At 46.6% G+C, this 16,585-nt stretch carries 13 protein-coding genes; 3 read left to right on the forward strand and 10 right to left on the reverse strand.

The genetic code is table 11. From position 1 onward, the window contains the following. Positions 1-5: 5 nt before the first annotated feature. Together HS100_04440 and HS100_04445 are read left to right on the forward strand one after the other, a co-directional pair. The gene (locus tag HS100_04440; GenBank protein ID MBE7433140.1) at positions 6-365 is read left to right on the forward strand and encodes a hypothetical protein; all 360 of its coding nucleotides are present in this window, start codon (positions 6-8) and stop codon (positions 363-365) included. Continuing rightward, on the forward strand, positions 355-1,032 hold the full coding sequence (locus HS100_04445; GenBank protein ID MBE7433141.1) for a hypothetical protein: 678 nt from the start codon (positions 355-357) through the stop codon (positions 1,030-1,032). The genes HS100_04440 and HS100_04445 overlap by 11 nt, the downstream gene beginning before the upstream one ends. Here HS100_04445 and HS100_04450 read toward each other — a convergent pair whose 3' ends face one another. Continuing rightward, on the reverse strand, positions 1,033-1,671 hold the full coding sequence (locus HS100_04450) for a hypothetical protein (GenBank protein MBE7433142.1): 639 nt from the start codon (positions 1,669-1,671) through the stop codon (positions 1,033-1,035). It abuts the gene before it with no gap. Between the two features lie 283 nt (positions 1,672-1,954). After that, a complete protein-coding gene (locus tag HS100_04455) occupies positions 1,955-2,200 on the reverse strand; it encodes a helix-turn-helix domain-containing protein (protein ID MBE7433143.1) in 246 nt (81 codons plus the stop codon). A 186-nt stretch (positions 2,201-2,386) separates the two neighbouring features. On the opposite strand from HS100_04455, the gene HS100_04460 reads away from it, so the two are divergent. Then, positions 2,387-2,596 carry a hypothetical protein gene (locus HS100_04460; GenBank protein MBE7433144.1) on the forward strand — a complete coding sequence of 70 codons (210 nt, stop codon included), beginning with the start codon at positions 2,387-2,389 and terminating at the stop codon, positions 2,594-2,596. 112 nt (positions 2,597-2,708) lie between these two features. Here HS100_04460 and HS100_04465 read toward each other — a convergent pair whose 3' ends face one another. From HS100_04465 to HS100_04500, 8 genes are all read right to left on the reverse strand, one after another. Further along, on the reverse strand, positions 2,709-3,224 hold the full coding sequence (locus HS100_04465; protein ID MBE7433145.1) for a hypothetical protein: 516 nt from the start codon (positions 3,222-3,224) through the stop codon (positions 2,709-2,711). 349 nt (positions 3,225-3,573) lie between these two features. Beyond that, positions 3,574-4,068 (reverse strand): hypothetical protein, encoded by a 495-nt coding sequence (locus HS100_04470; GenBank protein ID MBE7433146.1) that lies wholly within the window; start codon positions 4,066-4,068, stop codon positions 3,574-3,576. Further along, on the reverse strand, positions 4,065-5,213 hold the full coding sequence (locus HS100_04475; protein ID MBE7433147.1) for a hypothetical protein: 1,149 nt from the start codon (positions 5,211-5,213) through the stop codon (positions 4,065-4,067). Before HS100_04475 ends, HS100_04470 begins: the two co-directional genes overlap by 4 nt. Before the next feature lie 10 nt (positions 5,214-5,223). After that, positions 5,224-5,892: a hypothetical protein gene (locus HS100_04480; GenBank protein MBE7433148.1), complete on the reverse strand. Its 669-nt coding sequence runs from the start codon at positions 5,890-5,892 to the stop codon at positions 5,224-5,226. After that, complete coding sequence (locus HS100_04485; GenBank protein MBE7433149.1) at positions 5,889-8,108, reverse strand: hypothetical protein; 2,220 nt, start codon at positions 8,106-8,108, stop codon at positions 5,889-5,891. Before HS100_04485 ends, HS100_04480 begins: the two co-directional genes overlap by 4 nt. A 17-nt stretch (positions 8,109-8,125) precedes the next feature. Then, positions 8,126-9,652 carry a VWA domain-containing protein gene (locus HS100_04490; protein MBE7433150.1) on the reverse strand — a complete coding sequence of 509 codons (1,527 nt, stop codon included), beginning with the start codon at positions 9,650-9,652 and terminating at the stop codon, positions 8,126-8,128. A 54-nt stretch (positions 9,653-9,706) separates the two neighbouring features. Continuing rightward, the gene (locus tag HS100_04495; protein ID MBE7433151.1) at positions 9,707-12,148 is read right to left on the reverse strand and encodes a hypothetical protein; all 2,442 of its coding nucleotides are present in this window, start codon (positions 12,146-12,148) and stop codon (positions 9,707-9,709) included. 285 nt (positions 12,149-12,433) lie between these two features. Continuing rightward, entirely contained in the window at positions 12,434-16,564 is a 4,131-nt protein-coding gene (locus HS100_04500; protein ID MBE7433152.1) for a tetratricopeptide repeat protein, read from the reverse strand. Positions 16,565-16,585: the final 21 nt, after the last annotated feature.

Raw genomic sequence — 16,585 nt, forward strand, 5'->3', positions numbered from 1 at the left:
GGAGCATGGGCGGGGAAATTATACAAAGCGAGAAACTTGAGAAACTCAAAGAGTTAGCAGTTTATTTGGCAAGGTGGGACAAGCGGATCGAGAAAATCGTAGCATTCCCAGATTCAAAACAAGAGGGAACTAAATTCGATTTGATCTGCTGTTTCGACCCCGAGCCATTGAACGACTCGGCGGGCTTTTTTTGGATTGCAAACCTATTGACCCGGTTGGAGGTCGAAGCCCTCGACGAGCGATTGAAAATACTACACCCCTTCGACCTGGGTTTTGAGATCGGCGAACAAGTTTTTCTGCCCAATGGAATTATTATTCGCTCCCCCGGAGGTCAAACCGTCGTCTGGCAAAACCATGAAGAATGATATAGATAACGTCCCGACTGGCACGATTAGTAAAATCGCCGCCCTCTTGTTAGGCATTCCCTGGATCGAGGTCATTGCGGAGGTTTGGAAAATCGGAAAGAAAGTCTTCCGAGGGCTGTCAGATGAAGGTATGTACGAGGTATTGGAGTATGAGTCTACGCTGGAAATTCTGGATGTGGAGGGCAAGCGGGCGATCTTCAAAAAGCGCAAAAAAGTGCGCTACCTGCAAGATAACATCATTGCCTACCAGGACTATGGTTGGGGGGATGGGGAGCATTTTCGAGATTACCAAGCCAAGCCCGGCGTCCCGGTTGATCGTTACAAAATCGGGTACAAAACCTACATCCTGCTCTCGTTACGGGAGGTTAAGAACAGGGGAGACGTGGATGAATTCCACATCCAGTGGAAGATCAGGAACGGTTTTTTGAAAACGGACGGTTTTTGGGAAACAGATGTAAGCAGTCGCACGAAATCGATAAGTGTCAACGTCATTTTCCCCAAAGATCGTCCGCCTCACAATATCCGCCTTGTCGAGAGTAATATCCAGAAAGCGACCATCTTGGGGCACGACTCGATAAAACAATTGCCGAATGGTAGTTGGCAAGTTGCCTGGTTGACGGACAGACCCCGGTTATATGAGCACTACATCCTGCGGTGGGATTGGTAACTATTCCGTGCCGAGCCTGCCAATTCCTTCCATCTGTGCCGCTTGAAGGATCTTGAGTTCGGTTGCAGAAACACCAAGTTTTTCCATCTGTTTCATTAAACAATAATCTACTGTTTGCGCCAGTACGCGGGCATCAAGCATTTGATCGGCCGTCAAACGGCTTTTGTTAGATGAAGCTTTCCACCAGCCAAGCCCCATCCCCATCATCCAAACACCAAATGGCAATACACATAGCCCCATGCCAAACGGAATTAAGAAGAGGCCAGTAACTGCCAGTGTCCCACCCAAGTAAACAAGAGTTGTTTGGGAAAGACCCAATGCAATGCTTTTGGCTGGGTTACTTTCCAGAAGACGCCAAGATATTTCCAAATCCTCTGTTCCGCGAGGAGCAATCCGAAGTGCTAATGTTGTATTTGCGGACGATCCGAGCTTTTGTTGGAAGAATATATATTCCCGCTTTTCACCAATCAGACCCCCAAACATGCTGTCGGAAATTGCCATCTCACCACTACTGATTTGGAGATTGGCCAATCCTCTTTTCTCAACTTCGGCGATCACGCCATCGCGAAGCTTTTCAATTAACTTGCCCTGACTAGGCACAAATGCACCCCAGGCATCTACCTGAACACCGGAAATCATCTTTGCCTCCTATGAAAAATTGGGCTGAAACATTCTGATTGTTGGGTCTCTGGGGGAATCTATCCCCAAACGAGTTTGACCATTTTACCCTAAAAACCTAAAGCGACAGGCTCGCGGTTCCTGTCGCTTCGTCGCTCTAACCGGATCCGCCGCCCATGGCATATTCTCCTTTCGCAAGTGATGTGCGGCCGCTGGGAATAAGTTCGGGAAAGGGGAGCGCTAAGTGTGGCGGGAATGGTTGAAAGCAAGGGTAATTATACCCGATAACGGGCATAATTAGGATTTAACTTTTCTTGCCTGGGGCTTTCTTCGGTTTCGGCCCTGGTTTCCGGTCGCGGGCTAAATATTCTCTGACTGCCTCAACTGTAGTGGCCCAGTTCCGGCCAATACGTATTCCCCACAACTCCCCATCTCTTACAATCCTCCTAAGATGGTCTGGGGACAGCCCGCTGATTTTGGCAGCTTCGTTAAGGGAGATCAATTCATCCAGACGTGGCTGGTAACTGATCCCTTGTTTACTGCCAGACATGGAGCATCAGAGTGCAACAATATTGGAATTGTTTAGGTGCATTACTTTCTATAAGGAATTATACAGGCGATCCACAAAAAAATGGCAACGCTTGGGTGAGGGGGGCACCCAAACGCTGCCGCTCAGATTATATCTCGAAATAGCCTGAAAATTGCCTTTAGGAGTCCCGGATGCTATCATCCCTATATGGCAAGACGTGTCCAAGGAAAGCGGGCTGAATTGCTCGCCGGTAAAATCATGGATTGGGGTAATTTGGTATTCGTTGGGTTTGTCATTGGACAGATCGTGCCGGGAACTTCCCCGATCCGATGGGGAATGTTTCTTTTAGGTATTTGTGGCTTTGCTGGAGCCTACATTGTGGCAAATCAGCTTATGAAGGGGGTGATGAGAGTATGATCGCAGACGAAAGATTAATTCCAATTGGTTTATCCGTGCTGGCCGCATTAGCGTTCTTTGTGGGACTGAGTTATTTTGTAAATCGCCCCAGTAAGCAGAGTAAAAGGAATTTTTAAGTATCAAGTCCTCGAAACCCGGCAATGAATGCGTCCTCCAATGGTGTTTCAAGCGGAATTCCAATATCTGTCTCGATCAGTAGGTCAAGAAAACCAACAACTTGGTGTTCTTGCCCGCGTAAAACCTCAAAGATGACAAGGGACTTCCTTTTTTCTTCAAGTTGAACTCCACTGATAATCAAAACTGGCTTTGCCTCGGGGTGATAAGGTTGTGAGAACTCTAGATGAATTGCGTCCTCCACCTCCCAGAGCAAACCGCTTGAAACAATGAATATCTGGAGTAATTCTCCAATACGACCACTCTCCGCCGCCAATTGACCGAGAGCAGCCATGTACTCCAGTTTATCTTCATGAGTCTCAGGAAATTCTGGTAATTCGGTTTCAAATGGCCCCTTGTTGCCTTCAACGAAAGCCCTGGGAGGATGTTGTCCCTCCTGGACCACCTTTTTCTTCGCATCCTCAACGATGGTGTCGAAATCGAAGTAATATTGTTCTATATCCGCAGATGCCATAGGTAGGCAGTGGTTTGCCACATTTGCATTTTGACGCAAACGCAGGTAATTTTCAAGTTTTTACAATGTAAAAATTCGAGCCGTCATGTTAGCGCTATGGGACGCTCGTGCAGGTGATCTAGCCTGGTGAGGAAGAGTTATTGAAGACCCCAATCGATTTTCCTCTGGAAGGTACGTCGCAAAATAAATGTTGTGCGACATTCTAAGTCAGATTATGCACCTTAATACAATCTTCTTGGGACTACCTATCGAATTAATCCGGTCCAGGCCTGTTTAGGGATTATTCATATCTTCCTTCCAATTAATTAACAATAATCTAACAAACTTCTCTAAAGGAAGCATTTTAAACTTAGTTAATTTCAATCAAAATCTCGTCAATGAAATATTTTACAAACCTGTCAATTTCATCCCTTGGAATGCACCAGGAATTTTCTTCTCTGGCAAGTATCCAAGTATAATCAATGGTTATCCTAGCACTAAATAGTTGGGGAATTTGTATTTGTAGATCTTCGCTCCACGATTTCCAGTCCCTTTCTGTTATCTTGGAGTCACCGATCATTTGGACTGTTGCCAAGCTATCGTCATTTTCGATAAGTGTGTACTTGTCCCTTGACCAACTGTACTTCAATGTTGGCAGAACGGTGAGAAAAGTGCCTGTTCTGCAAATATAATCAATGGCCTTGTCCGAATTGCCATCTTTCATGGTATTCGCAAACCGATTTACAGTGTATTCCGGTGTGCCAGGAAACATGGCACTCAATTTACCACCACTACAGCCTGAAGTGGCAAAGCAAAGGGATAGCAGGAAAATGAGGTATTTTCTTGAAAGTTGGCTTTTTCTCACGGCGCGCCTCCCGTGGAGAATCCCCCACCTTGTCCTGCCACGCCAGACGCCATCATTTGACTGCTGATTTGGAAAATCTCGGCACTCTCCACATCTTTTTCCGGATTTGCCCACTCGCCGAGGCCCAGCATGGGATTTCTAAACGACGAAAGGACAATTTTTGAAGTCAATTCAAGTTGGCGTGGCGAGATCTTACCATCCTTGAGCAACTTAAGAAAACAGATGCCAGCCGCCGGAAGGGGTTGCAGATCCTCAAACCAAGCCAAGCAAGCATCGACAATGTTGATATCTTTGGATAACTCGAATAGACCTGCACCGTCTCCAAGCCGTGTCGAAGTAGTACGAATGTCGGTGATCTGAGCCGCGTTGAGGCCGATTGGATTTGGTGCGGTTGGGCTTTTCTGGATCTGATCCAAAAGCTCTTGCTCAGCAATCCTGTATTCGATTACTAAATCGGGAAGTGAGGGCGGGAGTTTCCTCGAGGTGAATATCACTGATACATCCAAACCGTATTTGCTCAACAGACTTTCAAGTCCCGCTCTAATATTTCCAGAGCGCTCTCGTGGATCTGGATGAGACCAAAGATCAATATTTGAATCAATTGTCTCATTCAACTTGGCACTTATCATTTCGCAAAACTTCTGTTTGAGAATATCGTTGGTATTTTCATCATGCGGGTCAGCAACAAAGGAACGTATCTGGGAGTAAAACATTTTTGGTTTAGCGAGCTTGACATCAAAACCCATCTCAACAGACGCAGTTTCTTCAATTGTGTTGCATGTCAGGCCTGGTAAGTGGAGATTGTAAAAGGCGCGAACAATGCCAGGATATACGCGTAATTGGGAAATTTCGAGGCCGCTTGTCAGGTCATATTCGTCCACAATAACCATGTCACCCTCATGGTACACCTCCAGTAAACTATCCCTATCAAGGAGCGATCTGCCTAACGTGACTAAGCCCCAATTCCCTATATCTATCTGCAGACGGACGGGCCATGATGGGAGTACTGGGCGTTTCTTTCGAAGCTTACCCGGGGGGTCAAGAGCTAAAAATTTGTCAAGGAAAAAAAGTTCACACTCAATTCGTAGTACCCCATCCGTATCGGCGCCTGAATAACCTCCAGTAGTAGCTTGTGGTTGAGTCATTTTTTTCTCCTCACATTATATGTCGAGCACCTGGATCAAACTTTTCTCGCTCAAAAAGATTTCGTTGCATTTCCTTCAGGGCATTAAAAAATACATAATCCTTTTCAAGGTAGAAGTAACGCATCAAGATTAAAATGAGAAAACAGAGCGCCAGCATCATTAGCTCAAGTACTTGTCCATTCAAAGTTCCCCGCAAGGCATTTAACACAGTTGTCACTTTGCCGAGCAGCTCAGGACTGAATAAACCCACAATCGTTGGTATCTTCAGAAGAAAATCAACCAACGACACGATGAGCAACTTGATGAGCACAATCCAAAATACCCATTTGGCCAAAACTTCGGGATAGTAAATCAGGGATGGTGCTGAAATTAAAATGACACCATCTCTAAAACCTTGACGGCGCCAGATTAATTCCATGCTTTCTCGACGAGTAGCACTATTGGCACCTCCCACATCGCGTTTAAAGTAGGCCTCCAAGCCTATAAGCAAGAGTGTAATTAGGACCCAGGTCACGAAGGCAAGCACAATGAGGTATAACGTGCCCACATATGGGGATTCCACCCGGATCGCAAAGCCGAAGGCTTGCAAAGCAGGCGGCTCTTCGATCAGCCGCCGCCAGACCTCTATTACCGGGTTAAAGAAGATCAAGACGACAATAGCAAAACTCAGACGTGTCATACTGCACCCTTATCCATCATAACGATTGCCCGAAGGCAGACGATTTCATTGCCCAACATCGAGTCGACAACAAGTGCTCCAGTGGGCCAGTTGTTAGTACCTTCCCCAAATCCGCCTCGTAGTATGGCTCGTTTTCCCAATACAATGAAAGTCTTCTCAACCGGCTTGTCATGTGGACTGGCGATCCCGAGCGGGTGCGCCCTATCAAACAACCACCGCCAGATCTTGCCTTTTTGTAGATGTGCCTGTTTTGAGGCTAACTCATTGACCAACAAGTCCTGAGGCTTGAAATATTTTTTGACCAACACGTCCAACTGAGATGTAAACTGCCCAGTCACGTCGACATGGCGACCGGGATCAAAGATGAGCGGGAGGACGCCATCATGGACAATCTCATTGGCGAGTGCGTCGGCATCGATCTCCTGAGCCGCACTTTGCGCAAAGCTATGCGCCTGCTTGAAATCCGCCAACTCATTGATAGTCCGAGCATTGGTATTGTCGCTGCCCGGATTCAATTCGATCTCAAGAAGCTCCAGATCAGCCTGTGAAAATTCACTTTCCACATCATGCCTTACCCGACTCATTGCAATGCTTCGAAGGCGGAGACCTTCGCGAAGGAGGATGCGGTGATCTCGCAACAATCGGCTGATAATACCTAGCAGGGTCTCTCGAAGTCGCAATTCGATAGAATCTTGATGAGCATGGATTTTCGCCTGCAAAATACTGCGCCAACGGAAAAACTCGATAAGACCTGCACCGACAATGATCACCGTCGAAATCAAGAGTGCAAGTATCTTTTCAATATTGAAGAATCGGAGAAACAGAGCATACAACAAAGGCCAGGCTGGGGTTAGGTAGATCAAAAATCCTCCTAAATTTGCCAGCATTCGGCGCGTGCGATAGATAGATTGATAGCCGCGTACCTGCTCCCTCATTATCTGGTGAGCGACATGTTGATTGTGGTCTTTACCGAAAAGCACATTGGGCTTTATGCGGTTGCCACTTGTGAAAAGATCGGGGGATCTAAATATATCAACCAGTCTTTGCAAAGCGTAGTCAACCGGTGGGATTCCCTTGGGCCAAGTTGGCTCTAAGGTAATGGGCAAATCAGATGTGGTTTCCTTGCTCGTGCTGCGATTCAACATATATCCCAACATTCGCAGTATTCGTTTCAGGTGCCCATTGGCTTCAATCGTCAATTCAGTTTTGATCCTGTTTTCCATCTCCCCAAGATGTTGGAGAAAATCACCGGAAAGTTGATCAGATTGCTCCAAGTCAGTCTTTCTTATGGCTTTCCACACAGATGTATTCTTCTCCAGTGCGACGCGATCCACTGTGATATCGTGTGCCTCTATCTTCCATGCTGACTTGACGGCCGTAGCTGCATGTTGAAGCATTTTGACATAGTAGCTCTCAGCGAGATTTTGCACGATGCGATCCACTTCGGAGGCCTGAGCCGCATTAAGCGTTGTGCCCATGAGTGGTTCAAGACAATCCTTCTTAAATCTGCTCACAAAATATTCTTCCATGGATGTTAGATCAGCGAGAACGGTTGAGTTACCAATCACGATCCATCGTCCTGACAAGGATGTGAGTTCTGGTGCCACCGACTTCGCCAAATTATCAAGCAACTGACTCGTAACCAGGAGGATGACAAGAGTCTGTGAGACCTCGAAAAGATCGGCGTCCTCCACTTGGAGGTTTCCCAGCGCAATCTGGCTGACCCAAAACCGCGGACCGTGTGGCCAATCGAATTCCGGACGTACACCAGCACCTATACCCAAAATCACCAAAATTAACTTGATAACGGCTTTGTCTTTGTATTCTTGCCGAAACCAATCTGCAAGACCGAGACAAAGTGGGTGGTCGGAGGCTTGTGCAATAATGACTAGTTGTAGTTCTGGCAATTGATTCTTAGCGCCTGGCTTGCCGTCCATCTCAATGTGGCTTAGGCTTTCCAATTTATCCCAGTAGGAAATCGAAAGATACGATGACAACAACAATCGAATCTGGTCCTGGCTGTTCCCAGTCGGCTGGCTATTTGGGTCAAAGTCCGAAATATGCCCCCAAGCTGTTACCGGTACAGGTAGTTCCAAAGTAGCCCGGATGCGTCTCTCGACGCCTGCTTCCAGTATTGTGGTCAGGCTGAGATCAAGTTGACCAAGAAAGAGCACTACACTCGGTTTGACATATACCTGACCCTTAGTATCATCCATAGATCACCTGATTGTTCTTATTTTCCGAATGTTATCTGCGCCTGAGACGCAAATTGCCCGTTGATCGTTACTTTCAGGAGTAAAGGCTGGCCTCCCAGAATTTGGCTGGCTGGTAATTCGATTCGGTAGAATTCTCTCACGTAACCGATGATGCTGCGTAATAGAGATGCCAGGTTATCCTCCCCACCTTTTTTGTCCAGAGCCTCTGCAGAGAAATAGTCGCAACCAGCCTGCGCCAAGTATACAAGCGGTGTTTCTTCCAAGTCCTTTGACTTAATCCCAACTGTACATATGTTGATGTTATCGGCTTTCGCTTGGTTCGCGAGATAGCGAGCAGCATCATTGCCCGCATAGGGATAGGACACATTGTTTCCGCCATCCGTTAGAACAATCATGTATCTATTTTGTGATATGCATTGGCGCACTGCGTTCAACCCCTGTTCTACGCCAGCCCAAAGAGCTGTAAGTTCATCTGATGCATCAACAAGGTTTATATCGGACTCGGAAAGATTTCCATTTGCGGGTTGCCGGATTGTACGTACATGATCCGGTTCGCCGAAGATTACAAGCCCAATTTCGTCATTTGGTTTCTGGAGTTGATTGAGAGTGCGAAGAGCATTACGAATTCGATCGACACCGTTCGGGTTGACTGAGTTAATGGAACCCGAATTATCTACAACCGCTATCAGACAGACCGGATCATCCGTATTTCGGGCGGAGAAGTTCGTAATCGGCACCGGGCTATTGTTGATTAACAGTTGAAAGTTTGCTTCCCCCAAGTCGCTTACCTTGTCTGTGTGGTTCCTGATTACCTGCAAGTCAATTACAGCGGCATTACCACGTTGTTGAGCGCGAAGCACATCTACTGCATATGTATCTGGTAATGGGGTCGAGATGGGAAGTGGTCTGTTACAAACAAGTGAAGCCTCTTCCCGTTTTTCTTCAATCAATTGTTCAAGGAAAGCTTGGTTGTATTTTTGAGCAATGTTGAGAGCACGGCTCAATCGTTCCTGAAAAAACTCTTCTTGGCAAACATTTTGATCTAAATACTCATTGGTCTGAGCAATGTATATCTGTGCTAGCCGAATATTGCCTTCCTCGATATATCGAGGAGGAGTGTCGGGAGACATAATACAATCGTTCAATAAGGATTCGGCTCCGGCTAGGTTTCCCTCTTTCTGAAGACTGTCAGCTAGCTCAAATAATTGTGGGCATTGACCCGTCTCAACTGGCTTCACCACAGTCAGCACTGCGCCAGCAACCCAAGTTCCACCCATAACAATGACGCCTACAGCCAGCATCTTGAAGACCGCGGTGAGAAGATTATTTGCTCCCGATTTGTACGTTACCCATAATGCTAAAATCCCACTTGCGGCTGTAAGAGTGTAGAGAATAGCTTTATACAAGGCAGGATCCGCATTATTGGGAAAATAATCAAGCCCCTTCCATACAAGAAGAACACAAGCCAAAAGGATTGTAGCGGTGTTAACGACGCGCATCGATGTGCGGCGCGAAAAATGAGGTAGCCTGTCGAGTAAGTTCATTTGGAAATCCTTCGAAGCATTACTGATTGGTGGCTATTTGGCAGGTGTAGTTTCTCAAGGGCGGCTTTTTGTTCTAGGGGGAGTGACAGCCGCGGCTTGCTTCATAATATCTTTTGAAAATGTGCGAACGTAAAGCAACTCACTTAACTCCTTGATTTCGTCGGTGTTCAATCCGGCAGCCTTCAAGACCTCCGATGAAAGTGGATCGCCAATCACGGCAAGCGTTGCTATCTCCAAGCGCGAACTGTCATCGCCTCTTGCGGGATTTTTCCATGAGGCATCTTTGAGCTTTTCCTTTACGATGGCCGCAAATGGTTTTATCAGCCAGGCATGGGTGGTGATCAAATCGCGCGGCTTAGCAATCGCGACCCCCTCCAATGCTAGAATCCGTAAACCAAGGACCCCGACCGGAGGGAACTTATAACTGATAATGCTACCCGACGGCTCATCCAATTTATATCCTAATTCAAGTTTTGGTAACAACCGATAGAAAAGAGCTGCTTTGGCTTCATTAATCGGATCTCGGCCACTGAAATAGAGTGCCTGCAAGGGATTACCATTTGGATCCCTCATATTCCCACACTGCATGAGCTCAGTTTGGATGAGGTTGGTTGTTGCTCGTGCTCCCAATCCCAAAACTGCCTGCAATCCTTTTTCCGTCAATCCAACAACGCCATCGAGTATGACGTTCTTAAATCCCCGTGTATCTTTTGCCTCAAATTGCTCATACGCGAGTTCAAGCCAACTCACAGTACGCACTCTGTCCAATATGTCATCTAAATTGGCCACAACTATGGGTGCGCCGTCCGTATTTGCACTACTATATTTTCCCAGTTCGTGATCAGCATATTTTCTAACTGCATCAAGCCGAGCCATTTCGTTGTTCAGCAATTGGCGAGCTCTCTGATATTGATCATAGAGAATGCGTACCTGAACGAGAAGCGTGATGTATTCTCCGATTGACTTGACAAGTGCCCCAGCTATAACATCAGTATTCTTAAAATTGCTCAGTCGAAAAGCCTTCGCGCACAAATCGTTAGCTGCAAATAGCTTTGTCAATAAGCCGTCCGGCGTATACCATTCTACACGCGACTTTCTTTTTTGATCCTCGACCAGACGACGAACACCTAAAAGTCTCTTGACCCATGCATCAACTGATTGGCTTACCTCAACATCTTTGAACCACTGTGGGGTTCCGATATTCCCTGTTTCAGTTTGCGACTCGAAAGTGATGGGTTCCTCCACATTTGGTTCCGATCCCTTGGCAAGTGGCGTAAATTCATACTTTGGTGGAGGTGGAGTTGGACTCAGTTTCTTGTAATCAATATTTTGCCTATCTAAGAAGTCTGCAACCTCCCTCTCACAAGACTGCAAGTAATTATCTAAGTCGCCGAATTGCTTAGGCATGCTCTGTCGGCTTATCCCCTTCATAGCCTCAATTCTTTCAACGAGGTAATCGGTCTTTCCGACAGAGTCCAAAACACTTTGCAAGCCACTATTGACTTTGAACTTTGGCTCCATTCCCGGACGCGTAAAAGGGTCCGAAAATGGATCTGAGGCTGGGCGTATAAACTGGTCAATTTTCGTCGTAAAGCCATCCAAAGCAGCTTTGTACCGGACATCCTCATCATATTCCTTTCCCCAATACCCTGCACGGAATAAGACTGTGTTCACATTCACTTTGGCTGCATCTAAGTCTCGAACTAGCTCCTGCAACATTAAAGCCCGGCTTATCGTTGCAATAATTTCTCCTCGTGGTTTTCTGCTTGGGTCGCCTGAGCCATAATCGGGAACATCTATGTAATACCAGAATATGCTGGCTGGTTTTATTGGAAACTTCCTGGTCAATTCATCTACAAGCACGGCATCTGCCGCTAGTCCCAAGAAAGTACTAACTGCAGATCTGTCGCCGGCGATTGTTTTGTAGGTAGATGGTCCGATGATGATGAACTTGATTTTAAGGCTACCAAATGGCTGGTCTTGCACTACCTCGTTAATTGCCTCTGCAACTAGTCGGTGAATTCCCGCTCCAGTACCTCCAGACGTAGATGCAACTATCCAAAACTCTAATTCACTCCCATTTGCAACTCCCTGCAACAGGCCTTCGATCGCGCCAATTAACTGCGAATGCACATCTGGATGAGAGATCGCTAAACCGCCGATGGCGGGGGATTGTGCCATACCGTCGACAAGAGGCAATTCCTCAACAAAGTAATCTGAGACGAAATGCGCATGGTCCTTAGCTTTTTGATTCCACCCCCTTTGCTTCGCAATTTCATCAATGAGATTTAAATGCTGTTTGACGGAAGCCCCGCCGGCATCGGCTGCAACTGTGCGGGAATTCGGGTCATTGGCCCCCCGCTTAATTCTATCCGTAGTCCGAGCGATCTCACCAGATACATCTACTTGGAGTTCACCTCTGATACCAGCAATCCTTCTTTGCCCAAGCAAATATTCGCCGCTTCCGCCGCACACAATTAGGAATTTTGCTAGCATTCTGCCTCCTAGAACCGACCTGTCAATGATCTTACAGTACCTATAGCATTTGCGTATTATACATTAATTGGCAATTAGAACAAGAGGTTTGACAACTTAAATATTTGCGAAAAAACCAACCTATAGTGAAATTTTGAGTAACATGGATGAAAATTATCCCTTTTCTACTAATTTGAAGGGTATTGATATTGACTAAAGATACCAAAAATTAGTCTATACATATTCTTCGCTTATGGATAAATACTTATTTTCTCATCCGTCAAGTTTTATATAATCAATATGATGCTAAGGTCCTGGAGTTGTCAGTTCTGTTGGAAAATCTCCGTGGAACTGCAATAACACATATCTTCCATTTACCCACCCAAGAAACCTCCTGGTAGTACAATCTTCAGGATATGCTGCAATTCGGTATGAATCAAACTGCCCAGCGTTATAACGATTGCAGATATAGAATAGTCCACTCCATGCTCCAGCGGGCGAACTCGAGAGTAGCGGATCGGGAAAATAACTAATTGTTGTAACAGGGTAGAAGGTGCCAGGATATACCCCAGCCGCGAAGGTAGGTGATGCCGTTAGAGTCGGTAGAGGAGTAAATGTTGATGTGGGAGTGACGGTAGGTGTTAGCGTGGCCGTAAACGTTGGCGTTGGCAATGGGGTGAATGTACTGGTTGGTGTAGGAAACATAGCCGCAATCCGCCTCGGTCCACCCATAGCAAAGAATGTTGGTAGGCCGATAATCAGCAATAGTGCTGTCAAGCCACCAAACATCAACCCTCGGCGGCGGCGGCGATCCCGGATCTCCGCCTGTGCACGATCTTTTATTCTCTGATAGCTAGTTTTGGCTGATTCGTTCTCAGGATCAAGGTCAAGTGCCTCTCTGTAGTGGTCTAAGGCTGTGGCATATTCTACTTGTTCCTCGGCCTGCTTTCCCTTTGCGATTTCGATCTGCGCTCGTTCTCGTCGCATTTTCTGTTCATCTCGCCGAACAGAGGCAAGCGCGTTCGTAGCCCCGGCATCTGCGGGTCTCATATTAAGAGCGCTTTCGAAAGCTTTCATCGCCTCCTGATATTCGTTGCGCCTATAGTGTTCATTTCCTTGGTCCATATATTTTCGATAACTGGCTTCTTTGGCGCGGTATTCCAATTCGTATTTAAGTGTTCGTACTTTTGGCAACTCTTGGGCATAAACCGGAAGCTGAATCAAGTACTCAAGAGCTTTCTCAACATCGGTCTCCTGTGTGGCTGTCGCGTTCTCAATCGCAACGCGAACTATTTCATCGCTTGCCTGCCTCTTCTTTTTAATTGAAGTGAGGAGATTCGTAACTCTACCATTGGCTGGATCAAGCACAACTGCTTGTTCCAACGCTTCAATCGCCTCTTCATATTTGTAGGAAGCCGCGCTTTCCTCTGCGGTATTGACCAGGTCATTGATTGCCCTCTGCATTCGCAATTGCGAATCAACAAAGGTGGCGTCGTCGTCAAGTTTCTGTATCAATGCATGCAATACAGATTCTTGCCGATCATCTTGCTTGATTGGTTCCAGAGCAACGCGAATCGCTTGGCTTGCTGCTTCATACTGTTTTTGATCCATAAAACGCTGAGATTTACGAACAGCGCTTTCCAAATACCTTGCCTGTCTTTGAACACGATAGACACGTTCTTTTAGCGCAATCAGACGATTCCTTTCCTCGGTTTCTGTAGTTGCGCGCAGGGCCATTTCCAAATGTTCGAGACAACCCTCAAAATCACCGCCTGCGAGTTTTAGTTCAACCTCTTGGAACGCGCTCTGTAAAAACAATAGACCATCATGTCGGGTACGCTCGATCTCCCGATCGACCTTACGATTCGCCGGGTCGGCCTTATGAATTTTTTCTAATGCCTCAATTGCCTTCCCAAAATAGCCGGTTTCTTTGTATCGTGCCGTTATTTCCAGAATCCAGTTTACTTCCTCTTCGGCATCAAGCCTGGCTTTCAATTCCCTTCGTTCGCGGGTAAGTTCTTCATGGTGCTCACCCAACTCGGCTATCCCGCTATCCAAGATTCGCAATCGTTCTTCAGGATCTTTTGACTTGCGCGCTTTCTTTAGCGTTTCAGCGATGGTTTTGCGGATGGATTTCTCCTGATTCACCCGCTGTTCCAAATAAATGGCATCGGGATCAAATGGCCAGAATGACTGCCATTGTTTAACATAACGAAGCGTGTTCTCGAGATCTTGAGCTTGGAAGGCCCCATTAGCAAGATCTCTCACCTGGGTAATAATTTGGTTTTGCAAGCTTTGGATGCTGAAATCCTTGGGATCATATTCAATTGCTATCAAAGTTTGCTTCCAAGCCTCTTGAAAATCGTGCTTCCCGAGGGCTGCTACTGCCAGAGCTTTCGCATCCTGCCCTCCTTCTTCTTGGTTGAGTAACTTCGCAACCCGGTCTCGTGCATGTCGAAGCTCAGGTCGCTCGCCTGCCAATTGAAGGAGCTGGTCATATATTGCCAACGAGGCTGCATAGTCCCCAAATTTCACTTTCTCATCCGCAGCTGCGATGAGACCTGTTATTTGTTCATATCTTGCCCTTGCTTGCTCAATTTCACTCTTGAGACCAGCCAGCCGGCTCTCTGTATCTGCATCCGGCGTAAACTTCCTGAATTTGATAATATTCTTTGTATCCTCCAACGCCTCCCATGCGGCTTCATAATTCCCCTCATTTAAAAGTTGACTAGCGCGATCCAAGCCGGCGCTGACGTTTTTTTGATCAGCCGTATATTTGCGCGAGAGCGCATCGTTGTAACCCTCATAAGCCTCTTGATACTCCTGTGAATCTGGGGAGGTACTCCTCATCACAGAGTCGAAAAAAGAAAGTGCTGCATCCAGCTGATTGGCAATGAGAGCGGATTTTCCCTTGCGGATTGCATCCTTCCCTTCAGCCGCTCTTCTCTTCGAATCCTCAGCATCTTTAATAATTGTATTTAGTTGCTCATTGGTTTCGCCCAACTCTCGTCTTAGTTCCCCGGTAATCTTAAGCGCTCCATCTGGATCGCCAGCGTCAAGAAAGCCTTGAGCAAGCATTAGTCTCTTGCCTTGATCTGCCTCTTCCATTAAACGAACAACAGCCGGGTCGGAGGAAAATTCTCGAGGGATCTTTTCAAGTTCATCCATAACTCGGGCATATTTTCGCCCAGCCATAAGCGTTTTAGCTCTGGAGAGACCCCGTTGTAGAGGCAACTTGCGAAGGGCTGATTCGACTGCAACTGGATCAGAAGCGTGGGGTCGCGCTGTAAGAAGTTCCTTCTCTGCGCCATCAAAATCCCCAGCTTCCAAGTAGTTTAATGCTGTTCTATGGGCTGAATCTGCTTTTTCACGTTCTCCGAGTAGCCGTTTTATTTTTTCTTGGCCAAGAAGCGCCTCTTTCAGTCCTGAAACTAACTGCAATGCAGAAGCAAATTTCTCCTGTGCCCGTTCAAGCTCACTTGAGGCAGTTAATCTTTCACCATCTTGCACAAGGGCAAGTGCCTGTTGGCGCCGATCTTCGTTAAATAGATTGCGTGCTTCTGACAACTTCCCTGCAACTTTCTCGCTCGGTTCCAACTTAAATGCCTGTTCAAGAAGATTTATCGCCTCCTGATAATGATGCCTTGAGATGGTTTCTTGCGCACGAGCAAGAATCTTTGAAATTTGTTCTCGCCTTCCACGATGGTCGCGAGCTTGTTCCAGTAATTCCCGGGCTTTTGCGTCACCTGGAATATGCTTTAACGCCCCCCGGAATTTCGTTTCAGCCGATGGATAATCTCCCCCATCCAGCGCCTCGATACCCTCTTCAAGCGCTTTATGATATCTCGCGCGTGGAAGATTCTCAAGAACAATCGAAGCCTTTGGGTCTTCTTTATTGATCTGCTCCAAAAGCGGAAGAGCGGCTACAAAATCATTTTTGGAGAGTGCCGAAGAAGCCTCTTGATGCTGTTTGACCTTGTTCCGAAAATTAACCACAAGTGCATCTTGATATCCTGAAATCATTTCCAGGGCTTTCATATGGTCACCCGCAAATAAAGCAATATGCGCCAATCGCAGATCTTCTGGGAGGTTTTGCTTTTGTCGGCTTTCTTCCAGAAATTCCCTGATCCTCTCCGTATTGATCAAGCGTTCAATACCAGAGTTATGTTTTTCATATGAGATCGCTTCATCAAAGAGGTTTGCTGCCTCTTCAAAACTTTCCTTCGAATATGCGTTCATTCCCAATGCCACTAACTGCTTGGCGTGCTGCAAACTAGCGTCGTCTCTAAGTCGTTTGGCATCCTGGTGATCAGGCTCGATTTCGAGAATTCGATCGGCAAGAGCTATTGCGTCGGCATAATTACCATCGCGAATAGCGGTTCGGGCTTGAGATAAGCGTATTTCGATTGAAGTGGCGTCAAGTTGTGGTTGTGTCATCCTATCCTCACTTGGGACAAC

This window comes from Anaerolineales bacterium (assembly GCA_015075725.1).
Taxonomy (GTDB): Bacteria; Chloroflexota; Anaerolineae; order Anaerolineales; family Villigracilaceae; genus Villigracilis.

What these genes read in the sequence shown, in the direction of transcription:
- HS100_04475 (MBE7433147.1), bottom strand. Translation starts at nt 5,213, where the DNA reads ATGACTCAACCACAAGCTACTACTGGAGGTTATTCAGGCGCCGATACG.
- HS100_04480 (MBE7433148.1), bottom strand. Translation starts at nt 5,892, where the DNA reads ATGACACGTCTGAGTTTTGCTATTGTCGTCTTGATCTTCTTTAACCCG.
- HS100_04500 (MBE7433152.1), bottom strand. Translation starts at nt 16,564, where the DNA reads ATGACACAACCACAACTTGACGCCACTTCAATCGAAATACGCTTATCT.
- HS100_04495 (MBE7433151.1), bottom strand. Translation starts at nt 12,148, where the DNA reads ATGCTAGCAAAATTCCTAATTGTGTGCGGCGGAAGCGGCGAATATTTG.
- HS100_04450 (MBE7433142.1), bottom strand. Translation starts at nt 1,671, where the DNA reads ATGATTTCCGGTGTTCAGGTAGATGCCTGGGGTGCATTTGTGCCTAGT.
- HS100_04460 (MBE7433144.1), top strand. Translation starts at nt 2,387, where the DNA reads ATGGCAAGACGTGTCCAAGGAAAGCGGGCTGAATTGCTCGCCGGTAAA.
- HS100_04485 (MBE7433149.1), bottom strand. Translation starts at nt 8,108, where the DNA reads ATGGATGATACTAAGGGTCAGGTATATGTCAAACCGAGTGTAGTGCTC.
- HS100_04455 (MBE7433143.1), bottom strand. Translation starts at nt 2,200, where the DNA reads ATGTCTGGCAGTAAACAAGGGATCAGTTACCAGCCACGTCTGGATGAA.
- HS100_04465 (MBE7433145.1), bottom strand. Translation starts at nt 3,224, where the DNA reads ATGGCATCTGCGGATATAGAACAATATTACTTCGATTTCGACACCATC.
- HS100_04445 (MBE7433141.1), top strand. Translation starts at nt 355, where the DNA reads ATGAAGAATGATATAGATAACGTCCCGACTGGCACGATTAGTAAAATC.
- HS100_04440 (MBE7433140.1), top strand. Translation starts at nt 6, where the DNA reads ATGGGCGGGGAAATTATACAAAGCGAGAAACTTGAGAAACTCAAAGAG.
- HS100_04490 (MBE7433150.1), bottom strand. Translation starts at nt 9,652, where the DNA reads ATGAACTTACTCGACAGGCTACCTCATTTTTCGCGCCGCACATCGATG.